The organism is Embleya sp. NPDC055664, assembly GCF_053618075.1.
Genome location: NZ_JBSHGZ010000004.1, coordinates 517,359 through 534,532 on the forward strand (window position 1 = coordinate 517,359; position 17,174 = coordinate 534,532).

Genomic DNA, 17,174 nt, shown 5'->3' on the forward strand with positions numbered 1-17,174 from the left:
GTCGGCGGCGGCGCTCCGCGCGCCGGTCACGGGGGCTTCCGGTGACGCGTGTCACATGTCTAGCGTGGCGTGATCATCCGCCGCCTGGGACGGGGAGTGCTCGTGGGGTCGGCACGACGCGTGGGACGCGTGGGCCCGGTGCTGCTCACGGGCCTGGTGCTGGTCACCGGTGTGGTACTGGCGGGCAGCCTGCTCGGGTACGCGGCCCGCTCCGGATCGCCGGCGTCCCGACGCGCGCCGACCGTGGTCGCGGTGTCGGACCGGGCGCGAACGGGGGCGTACGGGATCGGCTGGGCGGTCCGCTACGGCGACCTGGGCCACGACCGCGCGCAGCGCACCTACCGGCTGGTCATCTCCACCGATCCGGTCTCGCTGGACACGGTGCTCGCCGGCGGCGTCGACCCGGACGTGTGGGACAGCGGGGTCGTGCACTCCGCGCAGCACGCCGGGGTGCGGCCGTCGGGGTTCCGCTACGAGTCGGGCACCACGTACTACTGGAGCGTGCGGATCCGGGACGACCGGGACCGGGATTCCGGCTGGAGCACCCGCGAGCGGTGGACGGCGCCCCACCCCTGACGTCGACGCCCGAAGCGCCCCGCCCTCCCGGCCCGCCCCCGCTCCCGCTCCCGCTCCCGCTCCCCCGTGGCCCGATCTCCGGTCGGCGGCACCCGAGTTCCCGTCGGTGCCCCCGTGAACACGCAGCGCGAGCCATACGATGCATGCGACTTGATCAGGGGAAGGGACTTCAGCCATGCGCAGGATCCTCATCGTCGGTGCCGGCCAATCCGGGCTCCAGCTCGGCCTGGGATTGCTCGCCCACGGCTACGACGTGACCGTGATGACCGAGCGCACGCCCGACGAGATACGCGCGGGCCGGGTGACCTCGACGCAGATCATGATGCCGTCGACGATCGCCCTCGAACGGCCGCACGGGCTGGACCTGTGGGCCGACCGGGTGCCGCCGATCGACCGGGCGGGCTTCACCATCCCCGGCCCGGACGGCACGCCCGTGGTGGACTGGCTGGGCGACCTGGGCGGCGCGCAGTCGGTGGACCAGCGGATGAAGATGCCCGCCTGGATGGAGCTGTTCGTGGCCCGGGGCGGCAACCTGGTGGTACACCCGGTCGCGGTGTCCGACATCGACTGGTTCACCCGCGCCTACGACCTCGTGGTGGTGGCCGCCGGCAAGGGCGAGTTGGTGTCGATGTTCGACCGGGATCACGAGAAGTCCGAATTCACCACCCCGCAGCGGCAGTTGGCCGTCGCCTACTTCCACGGCGCGACGCCCAGGCCGGCGGTGGGACACGACGCGCTGCACGTCAACGCCATCCCCGAGGCGGGCGAGATCATCATGTTCCCGGGCCTGACCCTGTCCGGGCCGTGCGACATCATCCTGCTCGAGGCGATCCCCGGCGGACCGCTGGACGTATTCGGCGGCGTGCGCGACCCGCAGGCCTACTGGACGCTGATGCGCGACGTGGTCCGACAGTTCGCGCCGTGGGACCACGATCGGATCAGCCGAGCCGAACTCACCGACCCGATGTGCGTGCTCAGCGGCGGCTTCTCCCCCGTCGTGCGCAAGCCGGTCGCCCAACTCCCCTCCGGTGGAGTCGCCCTGGGCATCGGCGACGTACTGGTCACCAACGACCCGCTCAGCGGCCAGGGCGCCAACAACGCCGCGCGGGCCGCCGACCTGTACCTGAACGCGATCGTGGCGCACGGGGACCGGCCGTTCGACGCGGCCTGGATGGAGTCGCTCTTCGCCACGTTCTGGGAGCGCGCCCGGCACGGGGTGAAGTTCTCCACCGCCCTGCTCGGCGCCCCGCCGGAGCACGTGCAGATGCTGATGGGCGCGGGCAACGACTGCCCGGCCGTGTGCGACGCGATCATGAGCGCGTTCGACAACCCGGCGGAGTTCGAGGAGTTCATGTACGAGCCGGAGAAGACGAAGGCATTCCTGCACGGCGTCGGCGCGCTGTAGGACGATCGGCTCCCCGTCGTGGGGTCCGGCGACCGCGGACCCCACGATCGGCGCCGACGAGCGCACAAAGAAGGCCGGCCCGAGAGCTCACGCTCTCGGGCCGGTGCCGTCGTGCCCCGGGTGGGGGTGGGGACACGAACGGCCGGGGATCAGATCCCCGAACGGCTACAGACCCTGGGGGGGATTGGGCTGCGCCTGGCCCACTCGGAAAGGGGGGAGTCCCGTTGGTTCCGAATGGACCGTCGTTCTGAAGGCTAGTGAAAACCGTGGCCGAAGAACACCTGTCGACCCGACCGGATTGGGCCCGGGACGAGGGTTTAAGGCCCTCTTAAGAGTGAATCGTCGCCGAGATTCCGGGGGGCACACGACCAGTGACTCACAGTGAGAAGATCGGCGCCGTCGACAACCGGCCGAAGGCGCCGGGCCACTCAGCCGACACCGGTCCGGCGCCGGCCGCGCCGACTCTTGCCGGCTCGACGACTGCGCCGGGTGACCGCGTCCGTACGGCCCGCACCCAGGCGCACGCTCACCTCCGCGCCGCCGAGCACCGAGCGGCCCAGGCCGACCTCTCCCCCGGTGGCCTCCGCGAGCCGGCGCACGATGTCCAGGCCCAGGCCGGTCGAGCCGTCGCCGCCCTGGCCGTGCCCGCGCCGCAGCGCGGTCTCCGGGTCGGCGATGCCGGGGCCGCCGTCGGCGACCAGCAGGATCACCGATTCCCGGCCCGCGTGCAGCGTGACCGAGAACGGCACCCCCTCCTCGGTGTGCCGGAAGACGTTGCCCAACATCGCGTCCAGACCGGCCGCCAGGTCGCCCCGGGACACCGGGACCCGTACCGGCACCTCCGCGCCCACCAGCTGCCACGGGCGGTCCTCGTCCTCGGCCAGCGCGGACCAGAAGTCCATTCGGGCCCGCACCACCTCCGCCGCGTCGCAGCCCACCCGTTCGATGCTCGCGCTGGACCGCCGCGCGCCGCGGATCAACTCGTCCACCTCGCGCTCCAGTTGCGCCACCGCGTGCCGGGTCTGCTCGGCCACCGGATCCTCGCCGAGGGCCGCCGCGTTCAGCCGCAGCGCGGTCAGCGGGGTGCGCAGGCGATGCGACAGGTCGGCGGCCATCTCGCGCTCGTTGGCCAGCAGTTGCTCGACCCGATCGGCCATCGTGTTGAACGACGTGGCGGCCTCCTGGAGTTCGGAGGGGCCCTGCGGGGCGATCCGCGCCTCCAGGTCGCCCGTACCCAGCGACCGCGCGGCGGCGGCCAACGACCGGGCCGAGCGCACCACCTGCGCGCCGAGCCGGTCGGCCACCAGGACCGAACCGCCGACCAGGACCACCGCCACCCCGGTCAGCACCAGCCACGCGGTGCCCACGCCGTGGTCGAGATCGCCGTCCGGGACGTACACCTCGATCACCGTGATCCGCCCCTGATCCAGCACCACCGGCTGCAACAGCGCCCAGCCGCCGCCCGCCCGGACCCGGAACGAGCGGGCCGACTCGCGCGCGCCCGCCACGTTGTGCTCGCTCGCGCGCGGTCGCCCGAGCACCGACCCGTCGGGCAGGTGGATCGCGATCCGCCCGCCCGAACCGGCCGGCACACTCGCGATCGCCGGCTCCAGCGCGGCCCGGTCGGTGGTGATCACCAGCGCCGGCTGCAACGCGGCGGCCTGCCGCTCGGCATCGGTGAAGGTCCGGTCCGCGGCGATCTCCCGGATCACCAGCACCAGCGGGATCAGGAACGCCAGCGCCACCATCGTGGTCACCGCCAACGAGACCCGGACCAGCGTGCCGCGCAGCCCCCTCGGCGCCCGGGCCGGCCTCGGGCCGCGCTCCGACCTCGGGCCCCGGACGGACCCGCCGGCCCGCTCCGCCGCACCCGCCGCCCGACCACCGGACCGGCCCTCCCCGCGCCGCCCCGTCGCCCCGCGCCCGCCCGAGCGCAGTCTCACGCCGGAGGCTCCAGCTTCACCCCGACACCCCGCACGGTATGCAGATACCTCGGCTCCCGCGCCTTCTCGCCGAGCTTGCGGCGCAACCACGACAGGTGCACGTCGATGGTCTGGTCGTCCCCGTACGCCTGACCCCACACCTCGGCCAGGATCTCCCGTCGCGGCACCACCCGACCGGCCCGCGCGGCCAGGAACGCCAGCAGGTCGAACTCGCGCCGGGTCAGTTCCAGTTCGCGGCCGTCCAGGTGCGCCTCGCGGCGCCGGGTGTCGATCCGCAGGCCGCCGGTGGTGAACACCTCGGGTGTACTGCCGCCGCGCGCGCGGCGCAGCACGGCCGACAACCGGGCACCCAGATGCTCCCCGGAGAACGGCTTCGTCACATAGTCGTCGGCGCCGGCGTTGAGCAGCCGGACCACCTCCGCCTCGTCGTCCCGGGCGGTCGCGATGATCACCGGAACGTCGGATATGCCGCGCAACATCTTCAATGCCTCGGATCCGTCCAGATCCGGCAGGCCGAGATCCAGGATGACCACGTCGAACGAGTACTGGGCCACCTCGCGCAGCGCCTCCAGGGCAGTGCCCACGCTGCGCACCGCGTGGGAGGACGAGGTGAGGTAGCGGATCAGCGCCGAACGTACGAATTGGTCGTCCTCGACAACGAGCACCTGTGCCATGGTTCGGAACCGTACCCGTACGGTCCACTCCGTCCAGCCCGGGAGTGGCCCGTACGGTCCACTCCGTCCAGCCCGGGAGGGGCCCGCGACCTCGCCCCCACCCCGCCGGGGAGGGGGCGAGGTCGCGGGCGGGAGGATAGGGCTCGTGCGGAGAATCATCACGTCGATCTCGGTGTGGCTCGCGGTGACCGCGGTCGCCGTCGCGCTCTCCTGGTGGGGAGTGCGCAGCGTGCTGCGCGAGACCGTGTTCGAGCCGCCCCGGCCGCCGAGCCCGGTGGCCGGAAACGTACCGCCGCCCTCGGTGTCCACATCGCCGCCCACGCCCTCGGCGCCACCGACCTCCGAGGCGCCGGACCTGATCTCGGCGGTCAACCGCACTCCGCCGCCGACCTCGTCGTCCCCGCCCCCGACCACGACCCCGCCGACCACGAAGGCCCCGCCCGCGCAGCCGCCCGCACAGTTGCGGGAGCAACCGGCCGCGGCGGTGCAGAGCTTCGAGGTGCGCGGCGGTCGGGCGTCGTTCCGGTACCAGGCGACCACCGCGACGCTGATCGCCGCCACACCCAACTCGGGCTGGGCGGTCAAGGTGTGGCCGGGCGACCGGTGGATCCGGGTCGACTTCGTCCGACACGGACAGACCTCGTCGGTCTTCGTGGTGTGGAACGGGCACGACCCGATCGCCTCGACCTACGAGGACTGACGCCCCCGCGCCCCGCGACCCACCCGGCTCACAGGTCCTCCAGCACCTCGGCGGCCGTGGCGCGCAGACCCCGCGCGACCCGGGTGGCGGTGTTGTACGCCTCGTCGCCGCGCCCCTCGGAGAACGCGTTGGCCGCCTGGATCAGCCCCTGGGCGCCCTTGAGCGCGTCGACCGCCGCGGCGAGCAACGCCTCCCCGCGCGCGTCCTGGCCCGGTTCGCCCGCCATCCCGGCGAGTTGCCGGGTGAGCACGGTCAGCCGCATGTCGACGCCCCGGACACCGGCCAACGGCGCCGGCCGCGGGTCGCGCACGCTCGGCACGCCCTGACGCGACATCGACGCGCCCTCGGGGCCACCGCACAGCGGACACGTCTCGCCGAGCGCGAGCAGACCGCGTTCGGGGTGCCGCGGACACGGCGCCGAACGCGGTCGTGCGTCGGCCGCGTCCCGGGCCCGGCCGCGCCGTCGCCGGTTCTCGCAGAACAGGCACTTGTCCCGCGCGTCCTCGTCGACCGGGCCGTGCGGATGCTCGTTGCACAGCGTGGTCGGCGCCGGCGCGGTCAATTGACCGAGCAGACGCCGCGTGTTCGCCAACTGCTCGGCGATCGCGTCGTACGCCTCCGGCGGGCTGGTGTTGCCGAGGAGGTCGACCATCTCCATCAGGTTCTTGGTCGAGCGGACGAGTGCGTTCGTATCAGGTGCCACGCCTATGGACTGTAAATGATCGGCGGCCCGTCACCGCACGATCAGGACTTCGAGGGTGCGCGGCCCGTGCACCCCCTCGACCCGATTCAGCTCGATGTCGCTGGTCGCGGACGGCCCGGAGATCCAGGTCAGCGGTCGACCGGGGTCGAGTCGTTCGAGCGCCTGTGGCACCGAGGCAACCACGTCGGCGGCGCGAATCACACACAGGTGCCAGTCCGGCACCAGGGTCAACGCCCGACGGCCCTGGCCGGGCCCGGCGTCGAGCACGATCGTGCCGGTTTCGGCGATGCCGACGGCGGCGGCGGTGAGCACACCGTCGGCGGTGTCGAGGGCCGACGTGGTCAGCATGTCGGCGGGTTCGACGACCTCAGGCCTGTTATTAATACTATTGTCGTACAAATGCCCGTACACCCAGCCGTCCGCCAGGCACACCCCCTCGGCGAGCCCGGCCGTCCACGCCGCCGGCAGCCCCGCCGGGGTCACCAGGGTGCGGGCCCCGCGCCGCTCGACCGCCGCCGCGACCGCGTCCGCGAGGGCATCCTCGGCGACCTCGTGCACCACGGCCCGATAGTCGCGCAGGTGCTCGACGAACAGGTCGAGCACACCTTCGGCGACATGCGCCCGTGCGTAGTCGCGCACGACCGGGGAGTCGTCGTCGCTCGGCACGTCGGCGAGCGCCCGGCGGACCCGGGCCAGGATCGCTGCACGCGAACTCATCGGTCGTCCTCCTCGATCCGGTTCTTCTCCGCCGGCGGTTGCGCCGCAGCGGCCGGGGGCTGCTGCGGCGGCGCGCCGCGTTCGCGCACCCACCAGTCGCGGAAGGACTGCGCCGGCACCTCCGGCAGCGCCCGGCTGTCCGACCAGGCCGCACCCGGCCCGGGCGCGCGACGCGGCAACAACCGACGCGAGCGGGCCGCGACCCGCTGTACGGTACGCAGCCGCTTCGCGTCGTCGAGCACCCACTCGGCCGCCCGCATCGCCGCCCGCTCGGCCCGGTGACCGCCGCCCTCGACCACCTGTTCGCGCAGGTGCACGAGCACCTCGGGGATGTCGATGGCGACCGGGCACACCTCGTAGCAGGCACCGCACAACGACGACGCGTAGGGCAACGACGCGGTCTGCGGGTCCACCTTCCCGGTCGCCACACCCCGCAGTTGCGGCACCAGGATCGCGCCGATCGGCCCCGGGTACACCGACCCGTACGCGTGCCCCCCGGTGCGCTCGTACACCGGACACACGTTCAGGCAGGCCGAACACCGGATGCAGCGCAACGCCTGCCGCCCGGTGGTGTCGGCCAGCACGTCGGTACGGCCGTTGTCGAGCAGCACCAGGTGGAAGTCCTGCGGGCCGTCGCCGGGGGTGACGCCGGTCCACATCGAGGTGTACGGGTTCATCCGCTCCCCGGTCGAACTCCTGGGCAGGAGTTGCAGGAACACCTCCAGATCGGCCCAGGTCGGCACCACCTTCTCGATGCCGACCACGGAGATCAGCGTCTCGGGCAGGGTCAGACACATCCGCCCGTTGCCCTCCGACTCGACCACGACCAGCGTGCCGGTCTCGGCGACCAGGAAGTTCGCGCCGGACACCGCGACCTTCGCGGACAGGAAGCGCTCCCGCAGGTGTCGCCGCGCGGCCTCGGCCAGCGCGGCCGGCTCGTCGGTCAGCCCGGGCGGCGCCGGTACCCCCCACTCGGCCATCTCCCGGACGAAGATCTCCCGGATCTCGGCCCGGTTGCGGTGGATGGCCGGCACCAGGATGTGCGACGGAAGGTCGTCGCCCAACTGCACGATCAACTCGGCCAGATCGGTCTCGTAGGCCCGAATACCCTCGGCGGCCAACGCCTCGTTCAGCCCGATCTCCTGGGTGACCATCGACTTGACCTTGACCACCTCGGTCTCCCCGGTGGCCCGAACCAGATCGGCGACGATGCGATTCGCCTCCGCCGCGTCCGCCGCCCAGTGCACGGTGCCTCCGGCGGCGGTGACGGCCGCCTCGGCGGCGACGAGGTACTCGTCGAGCCGACGCAACGTACGATCCTTGATCGCCGCCCCGGCGGCCCGAAGCTCGCCCCAGTCGGAAAGCTCACCGACCACATGGGCTCGTTTGTCGCGAATGGTATGAGTGGCCTTGCGCAAATTATGCCGAAGCTGAGGATTCGACACGGCAGATCGAGCAGCCTCGGGAAACGGCGGCATACCCAAAAACGTAGGCGATGAGGTCATAACCAAAGCTTTCCGATCAACGGGTCGAGGAAAAATTCGGCTCACAGGCCATAAAGGCCGGACCGCTGCCCCGAAAACCGCAGCCGGTACGACCGAAGCAACGGGTGGAGCGGGCGGGTAAACAATCCCTAACCCGCCGTCGAGGCGAGAATCTCCGCCAGGTGCACAACGCGCATGCCGGTCCGCTGACGATCCATCAGCCCACCGATGTGCATCAGGCACGAGTTGTCCGCCGCGCACAGCACCTCCGCCCCCGTCCCCGCCGCGTGCCGCACCTTGTCGGCGCCCATCGCGGTGGACACGTCCGGGTTCTTCACCGCGAAGGTGCCGCCGAAGCCGCAACACTCCTCCTCGCCCGGCAGGTCGACCAGTTCCAGACCCCGCACCTCGCGAAGCAGCGCGGTCGGCCGGTCGCCCAGGCCCAGGAGGCGGCGGGAGTGGCAGGTGGGGTGGTAGACGACCCGGTGCGGGAAGTAGGCGCCGACGTCGGTGACGCCGAGCACGTCCACGATGAACTCGGTGAGGTCGTAGACCTTCGGGACCACGGCCGCGACCCGGGCCGACAACCCGGGATCGGCCGCGCGGGCGGCGGCGCGCGGGTGGTTGTCCCGAATCATCGCGCCGCAGGACCCGGACGGGGTGACCACCGCGTCGTAGCCGGCGAAGGTGTCCGCGAACCCGGCCACCATCGGCTCGATCCGCTTTCCGTAGCCGGTGTTCCAGTGCATCTGGCCGCAGCACGTCTGCGCGGTGGGGAAGTCCACGGTGCAGCCGAGCCGTTCCAGGAGGCGGACGACGGCCTGCCCCGTGCGGGGGTAGAGCGTGTCGTTGACGCAGGTGATGAACAGCCCGACGCGCATGCGTGCGGCCTCCTCGCGACTGTCGAATCATGTGGTCTGACCACACTGTGGTGTGCTCACGCTAAGGGCATGGCATGCTTGGCCACAAGACACCCCCCGATTCGCGATTCGCGACGCCCGCATCCGAGGAGCCCCCGTGACAGACGGCCCCGACTGGCGTCCGGTCAAGCGTGTACGCGCGTTCGAGGAGGTCGTGGCGCAGATCGAGGAGCAGATCGCGAGCGGCCGACTGCGCGCCGGCGACAAGCTCCCCGGCGAGCGCGCGCTGGCTGCCGCGCTCGGGGTCAGCCGCCCCTCGGTGCGCGAGGCGATGCGGGTCCTGGAGGCCATGGGCGTGCTGGTGGCCAACCCGGGCAGCGGCCCGGAGGCGGGGGCAATCCTGGCCGGCTCGGCGGGCCCGGCGCTGACCGGCGTCCTCGGGCTGCACCTGGGACTGGCCAACTTCGCCGTGGACGACGTGGTGGAGACCCGGCTGCTGATCGAGTCGTGGGCGGTCGAGGGCGCGGCGCGACATGCGGGCGAGGCCGACCTCGACCGGCTGCGCGCGATCGTGGCCGCGATGGACGACCCGGACCTGTCCCCGGAGCGGTTCAACGAACTGGACACCGAGTTCCACACCACGATCGCGGAGTTGTCGGGGAACGCGCTGGTGACCACGTTCATGCGCGCGCTGCGCGACACCGTACGTCGGCACCAGCGCCGCGCGGTGGCCGAACTGGGGCCGGACACGGGCGCGTTGCGCGCGGATCACCGGGCCATCCTGGCCGCGATCGTGGCCCGCGACCCGCGCGCCGCGGCCGATGCGGTGGCCGCGCATCTGCGCCGCGCCTACCCGCAGGTGTCCCGGGTCCGCGAAGACGCACCCTCCCCGGAGAACTGACGAACCGTCAACGGCCCGGCCCAAATAGCTGACGAACCGTCATCGACCGCGTGTGATAAGGCGATCCGTCGACGGATCGGCGACGGGGGTGGGTTGTCGGCGGCCCGCTCGCGCGGACTTCGGGCAAAGCGCGCAACGCTCTGGTGACACGGCGCTCCGGCCCGGCATACTGCGCGGCAACGTACAGCGCAGGAGGTCGCGAGGATGCTCGGGCACGACCGGATCGACGCGGAAACCTACCACCGGGACATCGTCCCCGGATTGCTCATCGGCGCGCACGGCAAACGGGCCGAGGCGGGCCTCGCCGGGCTCGACCCGCTCGGTCTGCGGATCGGCGCCGGCGCGTGGACCTATCGCGCGGACGACTCCCGACTGCGCGTCGTGGAGGGGATCGACCCGGACGCCGGCTGCGTGGTGCGACTGTCCCCCGACGCCTGGACCGACCTGGTCACCCTGCTGCGCACCGCCGCGGCGCTGGCCATCGCGGGCGAGGTGCACACCGAACACGGCACGGTGCTCGACCTGTTCCGTTGGGAACCGGCGTTGCGGGCGCTCTACCAGGGCATCGAGATCTACCTGCCGCAGGGCCCGGAGTTGTACGACCGGCACGGCGCACAGGTGGACCCGGCAGCCGAACTCACCCTCGACCGCTCCGATCGGGAACTCGCCGAACACTTCGAGGCGACCGGGGTGATGCGGGTGCGCGGGGTGTTCTCCGCCGCCGAGATCGCGGTCCTGAACGCGGAGGTGGACCGGCTCGCCGCCGAGGCCCGGCCGGACGACGACCGGTCCTGGTGGGCGGAGACCGAGTCGGGTGAGGCGGTGTTGTGCCGGATCGTGTACGCGAGCGAACGGTCGGCGCCGATCGGCGAGTTGGCCCGCGATCCGCGCCTGGTCCGGCTGGCCGGTCTGCTGCACGACGACCTGGCCGCATCCATGGACCGGATGGAGGGGGTCTCCGTCCTGCTCAAGCCGGCGGGTCGGCTCAAGGGCCTCGCCAACATCCCCTGGCACACCGACTGCGGTCTCGGCGGCCACCACATCATGTGCCCGTCGGTGGCGATCGGCATCCAACTGACCGGCTCCTCCGCCGAGACCGGCTACCTGGAGGCGATCCCCGGCTCGCACGGGCGCACCTGCCCGCAACCGACGCAGGAGGAACTGGCGAGCCTGCCCTATGTCGCGGTGCCGACCGAGCCGGGCGATGTGACGGTGCACGTGGCTGACGTACTGCACGCGTCACCGCCGCCCGCCGGGGTGGGCGGGCGGCGCACGATGTACGTCACCTTCCGGCCGCCGACGCTGTTCGAGCAGGTCGGACCGGGTGAGGCGGTCAACGACCTGATCCGCAGTCGTACGGCGAGTGAGCTGGAGGCCGGCCTGGGCCGGTGAGTCCGCCCCTCGGGGCGGGTGGGCGCGGGGACTGCGCCGGGCGGGACGGGTGCGTGGATCGCACGTGGTGGGACGGGCGCGGGGACTGCGCCTGGCGGGACGGGCGCGGGGACGCGTGTACTCATCGAACGGCATCGGCACTCCGTGTGCCGCAATGGGCGCTCGGCAATCGGCGTTCGGCGTTCGGCGCTCACCGGTTCCGGACGACACCCGCCGGTTCGACGCTGAGGATCCGGTCCAAATGGGTGATTCGCAACACCCGCGCCGGCTGCGGACCGACACCGCACACCACGATGCCCCCGTCCCGGTCGCGCAGTCGGCGGTAGCCGTAGACCAGGCTGCCCAGGCCGGACGAGTCGATGAACGGCACCCCCGACAGGTCGATCCGCAGGCTGCGCGCGCCCTCGTCGACGAGGCGGTCCACCGCCTGGCGGAAGGCCGGTGCCGCGGTCATGTCCATGTCGCCGTGTACGGACACGATGCCACCGAGGTCGGCCTCCAGGGCCGTGTGCACCACGCACGGTCTGGCCGAGAACGATGTGTGATCCACGTCGTCCGGCGGGAGATCGTCAAGGCTCATGGGGACCACTCCACACGGTCGAGTGTCGGTTCGGTCGCGCGGCACGCGACCGCTCGCTACGATGCGCGCGGCCCGGGACGAACCCCCACATCCATCCCGGAACGCAGGACCGCATCGGCACCCTACTCGCCGCATCGGTCGCTCGTGGACCGTCTTCCCCTATAGGTGTGATTCCGTCGGAAGCCGCCCGCGGCCGACCCCGGCGGTCGTACCGTGAAGGTTGCGCGAGCGCCGGCGCGAGTCGGCTCGAAACGCACGGACGCAAGGGATTCCGTAGCCATGACCGGACCACGCCCCTCAAGCGATGAGCGGGGCAGTAACACTCAGGAGCCGGCCGCCGCTCGGCGGAGCAACGGCTTCGAGCCACCGCACGCCCTCGACGAGACGGCGCCGCCCGGCTGGTCACCGGCCGAGGTGCTCGACGAGAGCGACACCGGCGTGATCGTGTTCACCGCCGAGGGCACCGTGTGCCACGTCAACCCCGCGGCCGCGCGCCTGCTGCCCGACTGTGCGGTGGGCACCGCCTTCCCGACCCTGCCCGCGACCGGGACCACCTGGCGCGGCGAGGTCGACGATCGGCGCGTGCAGGGGCGGCGAGCGCTCCTGAGCGGCGGACACTACGCCTGGTACGTCCGCGACACCACGGCCGAACGGCGGCGCGAGGACGCGCTGTTGGCCGAGCGGCGGCGCAAGGTCTTCCTCGCCGAGGCGGGCCGGATGTTGTCCGCGACCACTCACCCGCGCCGGCTGACCGATCTGGTCACCACGCTGCCCGCGCCCGAACTGGCCGACTGGGTGGCGCTGTCCGTGCCGAGCATGGAGGACGGCCGGATGCGCACCACCTACGCGCCCGCCACCGGCACCCCGATCGCCCGGGTGACCACCGGCCTGGGCACGGCGTGGACGGCCCCGGCGGGCGTCGGCCGGGTGTTGCGTACCCGCAGGCAGGAACTGCATCCGCTGATGGATCGCGAACTGCTCGGCCGCCTGGTGCCGGACGACGCGGTCGCGGACCTGCTCGCCGTCGACGCGCGGTGCGCGCTTGTGGTCCCGGTGCCCACCGACGACGACGCGCCGTCCGTACTGACGTTCGTGCGCTCGGCGACCTCGGAGCCGTTCGCCGAGGAGGAGATCGCACTCGCCGTGGACTACGCCGAACGGGTGGGCGTGGCGCTGCGCACCTCGCGGCTGTACGTCGAACAGGACCGGCGCACCCTGCTGCTCGCCCGGGCCCTCGTCCCGGGCCCGCTGCCCGAGGTGCCCGGCGCGCGGATCGCCGCCCGCTATCGGCCGGTGTCGCTGACCAACGGTCTGGGCGGCGACTTCTACGCCGTGCATCCCACCCCGGTCGACGGCACGTGGGCGTTCTCCGTCGGCGACGTGTGCGGACGCGGCACGCCCGTGGGCATGTTCAGCTCGCGCTCGCTGCTGATACTGCGCACGGCGGCGAGCGCGGGTTGCGCTCCCGCGCATCGGATGGCGCTGCTCGACGCGGAACTCACCCTCGGCGATCCCTCGTTGGTGCTGACCGCGATCACCGGGGACTGCTCGGTGCATCCGGACGGCTCCGCCCGGGTGCGGCTGACCTGCGCCGGGCATCCGCCGCCGCTGTGGATGGACCCGGCGGGGCGGGTGGCCGCGATGGCGTTCACCGATCCGCTGGTGGCGGGCATCCCGGGCACCGTGTTCGGCGAACGGGAACTGCCGTTGCCGGCCGGGTCGACGCTGCTCCTGTACAGCGACGGGGTCACCGAGGCGCGGGACGCGGACGGCGAGGCGTACGGGGTGGGGGCGTTGCGGCACGACCTCGCCTCGTGTGCGGGCATGCCGGTGGAGGCGCTGGTGGAGCGCCTGGAACAGCGGCTGTTGGCGCATCTCGGCGACGCCCCGGTGATCGACGACGTGGTGCTGTTGGCCATTCACATCCCCTATCGGGACGACCATGAGGCGCTGCCGATCCTGGCCGAGCCGGGTCGTCCCGGTCCCGACGAGCATCCGGACGGCGCATGACGCACGTGGTCTCCGACGAACTCGACCTGTTCCTCGCACACTTGGGCCGAGCCGACGAGGTCGAGGCACTGAACCTGGTCCGCAACCTGCTGGGCAAGGGGGTGCCGGGCGAGGAGGTGTTGACGGATCTGGTGATCCCGGCGCTGCGGGTGGTGGGCGAGCGGTGGGCGACGGGCGAGTGGACGGTGGCGCGTGAGCACTCCGCCTCGCACGTCACGGGTCGGGTGGTGCACCTGGTCGCGGACGCGACGCCGCGGCCGCGTTCGCAGACCCGGATCGTGGTGTGCTGCGCACAGGGCGACTGGCACGGGCTCGCGTCCCGGATCCTGGCCGCGCTGTTGCGGCTGCGCGGGATCGACACCACGGTGCTGCCACCGGGTACGGGCGCGGGCGAACTGGCCCGGGTGGTGCCCGACTCGGGCGCCGGGTCGGTGGTGCTGAGTTGTACGGTCTCCACCGCGCTACCGGGCGCGCGGGCGATGGTGGAGGTGGCCCGCCGGGTCGGCGTGCCGGTGCTGGTGGGCGGTCCCGGCTTCGGCCCGAACGGCCGCTGGGCGGGTGTCGTCGGCGCGAACGGCTGGGCGCCGGACGCGGAACGCGCCGCCGAGATGTTGACCGGCCCCGACTGGCCGACCGTCACCACGCCGGCCCCGCGCCTGCGCCACCTGTCCGACCCGACCCACGACGGCGTCGGCCTGCTGCGCACCCCGCTGGTCGCCGCGGGCATGTCGGCGCTGGCCTCGATCGAGGGTGAACGCTCGGACACCACCATGCGCGACGGCCTGGCCAGTGCGGTCGACACACTCGCCGTCTCGCTGTTCCTGGACGACGACGCGCTGTTCGTCGATTTCACCCGGTGGTTCGTCGACGTACTGGGCCACCGACGCGTGCCCAGCGAGGCACTGGCCGCCGCCTACCGGGCCTTCGCCACGCGCCTGACCCACGTCCCCGGCGCGAGCGCCACGCTGACGGCGGCCGGGGCGGTGTTGTAGGGCGCGGTGGTGGAGGGCAGGGTTTGTGGCGGGGTCTGTAGGGCGGTGCCGGAGCCGGTCAGCCCGCGGCGCTCAGGTCCTCGTCCGTGGGGGCGTCTTCGGACAGGGCTTCGGTGAGGTCCGGGTGTACGTCGAAGAGGCGGCGCAGGCCCAGCGCGGTGAAGACGCGGTTGACGTGGTGATCGTTGTTGCCGGGCATCACCAGCCGCAACGAGCCGCCGGTGGAGCGCAGTAGTCGGCGGGCCGCGACGAGGGTGCCGATGCCGGTGGAATCGAGGAATTCGACCCGGGTGAGTTCGAGGACGATCCGATGATCGCCCTCGGCGACCGCGCGTCTGACGTGTTCACGGAGTTCGGGGACGACGGCGTAGTCGACCTCCCCGAGGACGTGCAGCACGGTCCAGCCCTGGAGATCGTCCTTGATCACCTGAAGAGTCACGCGCCGGCAGTCCCCTCGCCCATGGTGTCCCGAGCCGCGCGAGACAGGGCGGCCGGAGCGATCGGCGGACCCGTCCCCCCAGCGGATGGCACCGACGGATCCGGGCGGGACCTGGACACGTGGCTCGGGAGCCGGGTGGTCGGCCCGGCCTGTGACCTACCGTAGTGGGCCGCAGGAACCGGGGCAGTGACGATCCGGTCACGTACGGGTCTCGGTTGCAGCGTACACGGATCGTCCCGGGCGCTTCCCGGAGTGGCGGCGCTCGCCCGATCGACCGCGCCGATGACGCAACGTCACCTGCCGTCACCTCGGCTCGCAAAGCGGCGGGGGCGGTGCGACGTTCAGCGGGTCGGCCACGGCACATCCGCGACCACGGTGCACGACCCCGGCGCGATCTCGGTGAAGCCGGCGTCGCGAACCACGGGCCGGCCGCTGCCGGCCAGCGCGGGCCATGCGGCGGGGTCGGCGACCCGAACCGCGAGGTCGAAGTCCCGCGCGGCCCACTCCTTCCGCGCGCCCGGACCGAGCCCCATCCAGGCGATGTGCGCGCCGTGCCCGACCTGCGCCATGGCCTTGCCGGCGGTCATCTCCAGAGACGGGTTCAACCACAACACCGGCTGCCCGGGATCGGCGGCGGGCGGCGCGACCGGCTCGTCCAGGTCGGTGCCGGAGACCTGCAACTTGGCCAGATCCTTGGGCCATCCGTCCAGCGGGATGGGCGGGTACACCCGGACCTCGGCGGTGCGGCGGACCACGGTGATCCCGGGCAGGGCCCCGGCACGACACCACTCACCGCCGCGCGCCCGGCGCACCACCTTGCGGATCCGATGCCCCTGCCAGGCCTCGACGACGTCGTGCCACTCCCCTTCGGGGTCGGTGGAGCGCACGTCGGCAAGCAGGACGAGGACGGCCCGCGCGGCGGCTTCGAGCGCGTCGGTACGGGCCGGGGGTTCGTCCTTCTCGATGTGGGCGACGAGGGGGAGAACGTATTCGATGGAACTCACGCCTCCGATCATGCCGTGCTCGCGGCCACATGGCCTCGCCGGGCGGGTGGGGCGGGTCGGGTGGCTGGTGTTGCCCACCCGCCCACCCGTTACGCCGGGTGCGGAGGCTGGGCTTCCACAAGCATCGGCCGAGACCAACCCGGCCCCACACCCCGAACCGTCGGGCACGCCGCGGACGCCCAGGCCCACATGGCGCGTTGGACGGGCGGGCACAGGGGTCGGTCGGGTTCCGGCACCTTTTGGGCAACTCGGCTGCTTCCGGCACGCGTTGCGCTTTTGGCTGCGGGTGGCTGGTGCGGGGCCGGTCGCGGGGCTGGTCGAGGGGCTGGTCGCGGGGCTCCGAGCCTTGGGGCGCCCGGCGAGGCGAGCGTGTTGATTGGCGAAACCGGCCGGCAGCGGCCGGCGGGGTGGTGATCGGGTCGAGTCCTCCGGGCGGCGTTCCCGAGTGGGTCGGGTGTTTCCGGCGGGCGTTGTGCTGTTGGTTGGGGGTGGCTGGTGTGGGGCTGGTCTGAGTCGGTGGGGGGCCGTTGCCCGGGGTGGGGGCTTCGGGGTGTGGGGTTTCGTCGGGGCGGGTGCCCGGGTCGGGGTGAAAGGCGACCAGCGGCGGGTGGCAGAGGAGGGGGCCGGGTCGGGTTCCGCCGCTCTTGCGTTCGCGGGTGGGTCGGGTTTGTTTCGGCGTGCGTTGCGCCTTTGGTTGCGGGCCGGGTGGTGCGGGGTTGGTCCGGGTTGTGGGGTTGGCCGCCGCCGGTGGGGGCTTCGGAGTGTGGGGTTTCGTCGGGGCGGGTGCCCGGGTC

Annotated in this window: 16 protein-coding genes; 7 read left to right on the forward strand and 9 right to left on the reverse strand. The window is 72.6% G+C overall.

The annotated features are described in order from the left end of the window. The first annotated feature begins 102 nt into the window (after window positions 1–102). Together ACWGR4_RS10125 and ACWGR4_RS10130 are read left to right on the forward strand one after the other, a co-directional pair. A complete protein-coding gene (locus ACWGR4_RS10125) occupies window positions 103–576 on the forward strand; it encodes a glycoside hydrolase family 78 protein (RefSeq protein WP_452133456.1) in 474 nt (157 codons plus the stop codon). Between the two features lie 175 nt (window positions 577–751). Continuing rightward, on the forward strand, window positions 752–1,981 hold the full coding sequence (locus ACWGR4_RS10130) for a styrene monooxygenase/indole monooxygenase family protein (RefSeq protein ID WP_379998628.1): 1,230 nt from the start codon (window positions 752–754) through the stop codon (window positions 1,979–1,981). Window positions 1,982–2,409: 428 nt separating this feature from the next. Here the strand turns inward: ACWGR4_RS10130 and ACWGR4_RS10135 are convergent, their stop codons facing one another. Both ACWGR4_RS10135 and ACWGR4_RS10140 read right to left on the reverse strand, forming a co-directional pair. Next, window positions 2,410–3,771, reverse strand: coding sequence for a sensor histidine kinase (locus ACWGR4_RS10135; RefSeq protein WP_379998710.1), 1,362 nt, complete (start codon window positions 3,769–3,771; stop codon window positions 2,410–2,412). 149 nt (window positions 3,772–3,920) lie between these two features. Further along, the gene (locus tag ACWGR4_RS10140; protein WP_126635589.1) at window positions 3,921–4,598 is read right to left on the reverse strand and encodes a response regulator transcription factor; all 678 of its coding nucleotides are present in this window, start codon (window positions 4,596–4,598) and stop codon (window positions 3,921–3,923) included. Between the two features lie 145 nt (window positions 4,599–4,743). Here ACWGR4_RS10140 and ACWGR4_RS10145 point away from each other — a divergent pair, with 145 nt between their 5' ends. Further along, entirely contained in the window at window positions 4,744–5,298 is a 555-nt protein-coding gene (locus ACWGR4_RS10145) for a hypothetical protein (protein WP_452134196.1), read from the forward strand. 28 nt (window positions 5,299–5,326) lie between these two features. Here the strand turns inward: ACWGR4_RS10145 and ACWGR4_RS10150 are convergent, their stop codons facing one another. From ACWGR4_RS10150 to ACWGR4_RS10165, 4 genes are all read right to left on the reverse strand, one after another. Beyond that, entirely contained in the window at window positions 5,327–6,001 is a 675-nt protein-coding gene (locus ACWGR4_RS10150) for a hypothetical protein (protein ID WP_379998632.1), read from the reverse strand. Window positions 6,002–6,031: 30 nt separating this feature from the next. Next, window positions 6,032–6,718 (reverse strand): LutC/YkgG family protein, encoded by a 687-nt coding sequence (locus ACWGR4_RS10155; protein WP_452128385.1) that lies wholly within the window; start codon window positions 6,716–6,718, stop codon window positions 6,032–6,034. Further along, a complete protein-coding gene (locus ACWGR4_RS10160; protein WP_452128384.1) occupies window positions 6,715–8,223 on the reverse strand; it encodes a lactate utilization protein B in 1,509 nt (502 codons plus the stop codon). Before ACWGR4_RS10160 ends, ACWGR4_RS10155 begins: the two co-directional genes overlap by 4 nt. A 128-nt stretch (window positions 8,224–8,351) precedes the next feature. Then, entirely contained in the window at window positions 8,352–9,083 is a 732-nt protein-coding gene (locus ACWGR4_RS10165) for a (Fe-S)-binding protein (RefSeq protein WP_126635586.1), read from the reverse strand. A 136-nt stretch (window positions 9,084–9,219) separates the two neighbouring features. On the opposite strand from ACWGR4_RS10165, the gene ACWGR4_RS10170 reads away from it, so the two are divergent. Further along, window positions 9,220–9,963 (forward strand): FadR/GntR family transcriptional regulator, encoded by a 744-nt coding sequence (locus ACWGR4_RS10170; RefSeq protein ID WP_380031278.1) that lies wholly within the window; start codon window positions 9,220–9,222, stop codon window positions 9,961–9,963. 204 nt (window positions 9,964–10,167) lie between these two features. After that, a complete protein-coding gene (locus ACWGR4_RS10175) occupies window positions 10,168–11,355 on the forward strand; it encodes a phytanoyl-CoA dioxygenase family protein (protein ID WP_452128383.1) in 1,188 nt (395 codons plus the stop codon). 190 nt (window positions 11,356–11,545) lie between these two features. Here the strand turns inward: ACWGR4_RS10175 and ACWGR4_RS10180 are convergent, their stop codons facing one another. Further along, window positions 11,546–11,935: an STAS domain-containing protein gene (locus ACWGR4_RS10180; protein ID WP_379998642.1), complete on the reverse strand. Its 390-nt coding sequence runs from the start codon at window positions 11,933–11,935 to the stop codon at window positions 11,546–11,548. A 279-nt stretch (window positions 11,936–12,214) separates the two neighbouring features. Here ACWGR4_RS10180 and ACWGR4_RS10185 point away from each other — a divergent pair, with 279 nt between their 5' ends. Next, a complete protein-coding gene (locus tag ACWGR4_RS10185) occupies window positions 12,215–13,945 on the forward strand; it encodes a SpoIIE family protein phosphatase (protein WP_452128382.1) in 1,731 nt (576 codons plus the stop codon). Next, entirely contained in the window at window positions 13,942–14,937 is a 996-nt protein-coding gene (locus tag ACWGR4_RS10190; protein WP_379998646.1) for a cobalamin B12-binding domain-containing protein, read from the forward strand. The genes ACWGR4_RS10185 and ACWGR4_RS10190 overlap by 4 nt, the downstream gene beginning before the upstream one ends. Window positions 14,938–14,995: 58 nt before the next feature. Here ACWGR4_RS10190 and ACWGR4_RS10195 read toward each other — a convergent pair whose 3' ends face one another. Both ACWGR4_RS10195 and ACWGR4_RS10200 read right to left on the reverse strand, forming a co-directional pair. Next, window positions 14,996–15,376 carry an STAS domain-containing protein gene (locus ACWGR4_RS10195; protein WP_379998648.1) on the reverse strand — a complete coding sequence of 127 codons (381 nt, stop codon included), beginning with the start codon at window positions 15,374–15,376 and terminating at the stop codon, window positions 14,996–14,998. Between the two features lie 341 nt (window positions 15,377–15,717). Beyond that, window positions 15,718–16,392 carry a peptidyl-tRNA hydrolase gene (locus ACWGR4_RS10200; protein WP_452128381.1) on the reverse strand — a complete coding sequence of 225 codons (675 nt, stop codon included), beginning with the start codon at window positions 16,390–16,392 and terminating at the stop codon, window positions 15,718–15,720. Window positions 16,393–17,174 lie beyond the last annotated feature (782 nt).

Bases quoted from the DNA above. Each gene is read 5' to 3' on its own strand.
- ACWGR4_RS10175 (WP_452128383.1), top strand. From the start codon at position 10,168: ATGCTCGGGCACGACCGGATCGACGCGGAAACCTACCACCGGGACATC.
- ACWGR4_RS10200 (WP_452128381.1), bottom strand. From the start codon at position 16,392: ATGATCGGAGGCGTGAGTTCCATCGAATACGTTCTCCCCCTCGTCGCC.
- ACWGR4_RS10130 (WP_379998628.1), top strand. From the start codon at position 752: ATGCGCAGGATCCTCATCGTCGGTGCCGGCCAATCCGGGCTCCAGCTC.
- ACWGR4_RS10140 (WP_126635589.1), bottom strand. From the start codon at position 4,598: ATGGCACAGGTGCTCGTTGTCGAGGACGACCAATTCGTACGTTCGGCG.
- ACWGR4_RS10190 (WP_379998646.1), top strand. From the start codon at position 13,942: ATGACGCACGTGGTCTCCGACGAACTCGACCTGTTCCTCGCACACTTG.
- ACWGR4_RS10185 (WP_452128382.1), top strand. From the start codon at position 12,215: ATGACCGGACCACGCCCCTCAAGCGATGAGCGGGGCAGTAACACTCAG.
- ACWGR4_RS10155 (WP_452128385.1), bottom strand. From the start codon at position 6,718: ATGAGTTCGCGTGCAGCGATCCTGGCCCGGGTCCGCCGGGCGCTCGCC.
- ACWGR4_RS10160 (WP_452128384.1), bottom strand. From the start codon at position 8,223: ATGACCTCATCGCCTACGTTTTTGGGTATGCCGCCGTTTCCCGAGGCT.
- ACWGR4_RS10165 (WP_126635586.1), bottom strand. From the start codon at position 9,083: ATGCGCGTCGGGCTGTTCATCACCTGCGTCAACGACACGCTCTACCCC.
- ACWGR4_RS10180 (WP_379998642.1), bottom strand. From the start codon at position 11,935: ATGAGCCTTGACGATCTCCCGCCGGACGACGTGGATCACACATCGTTC.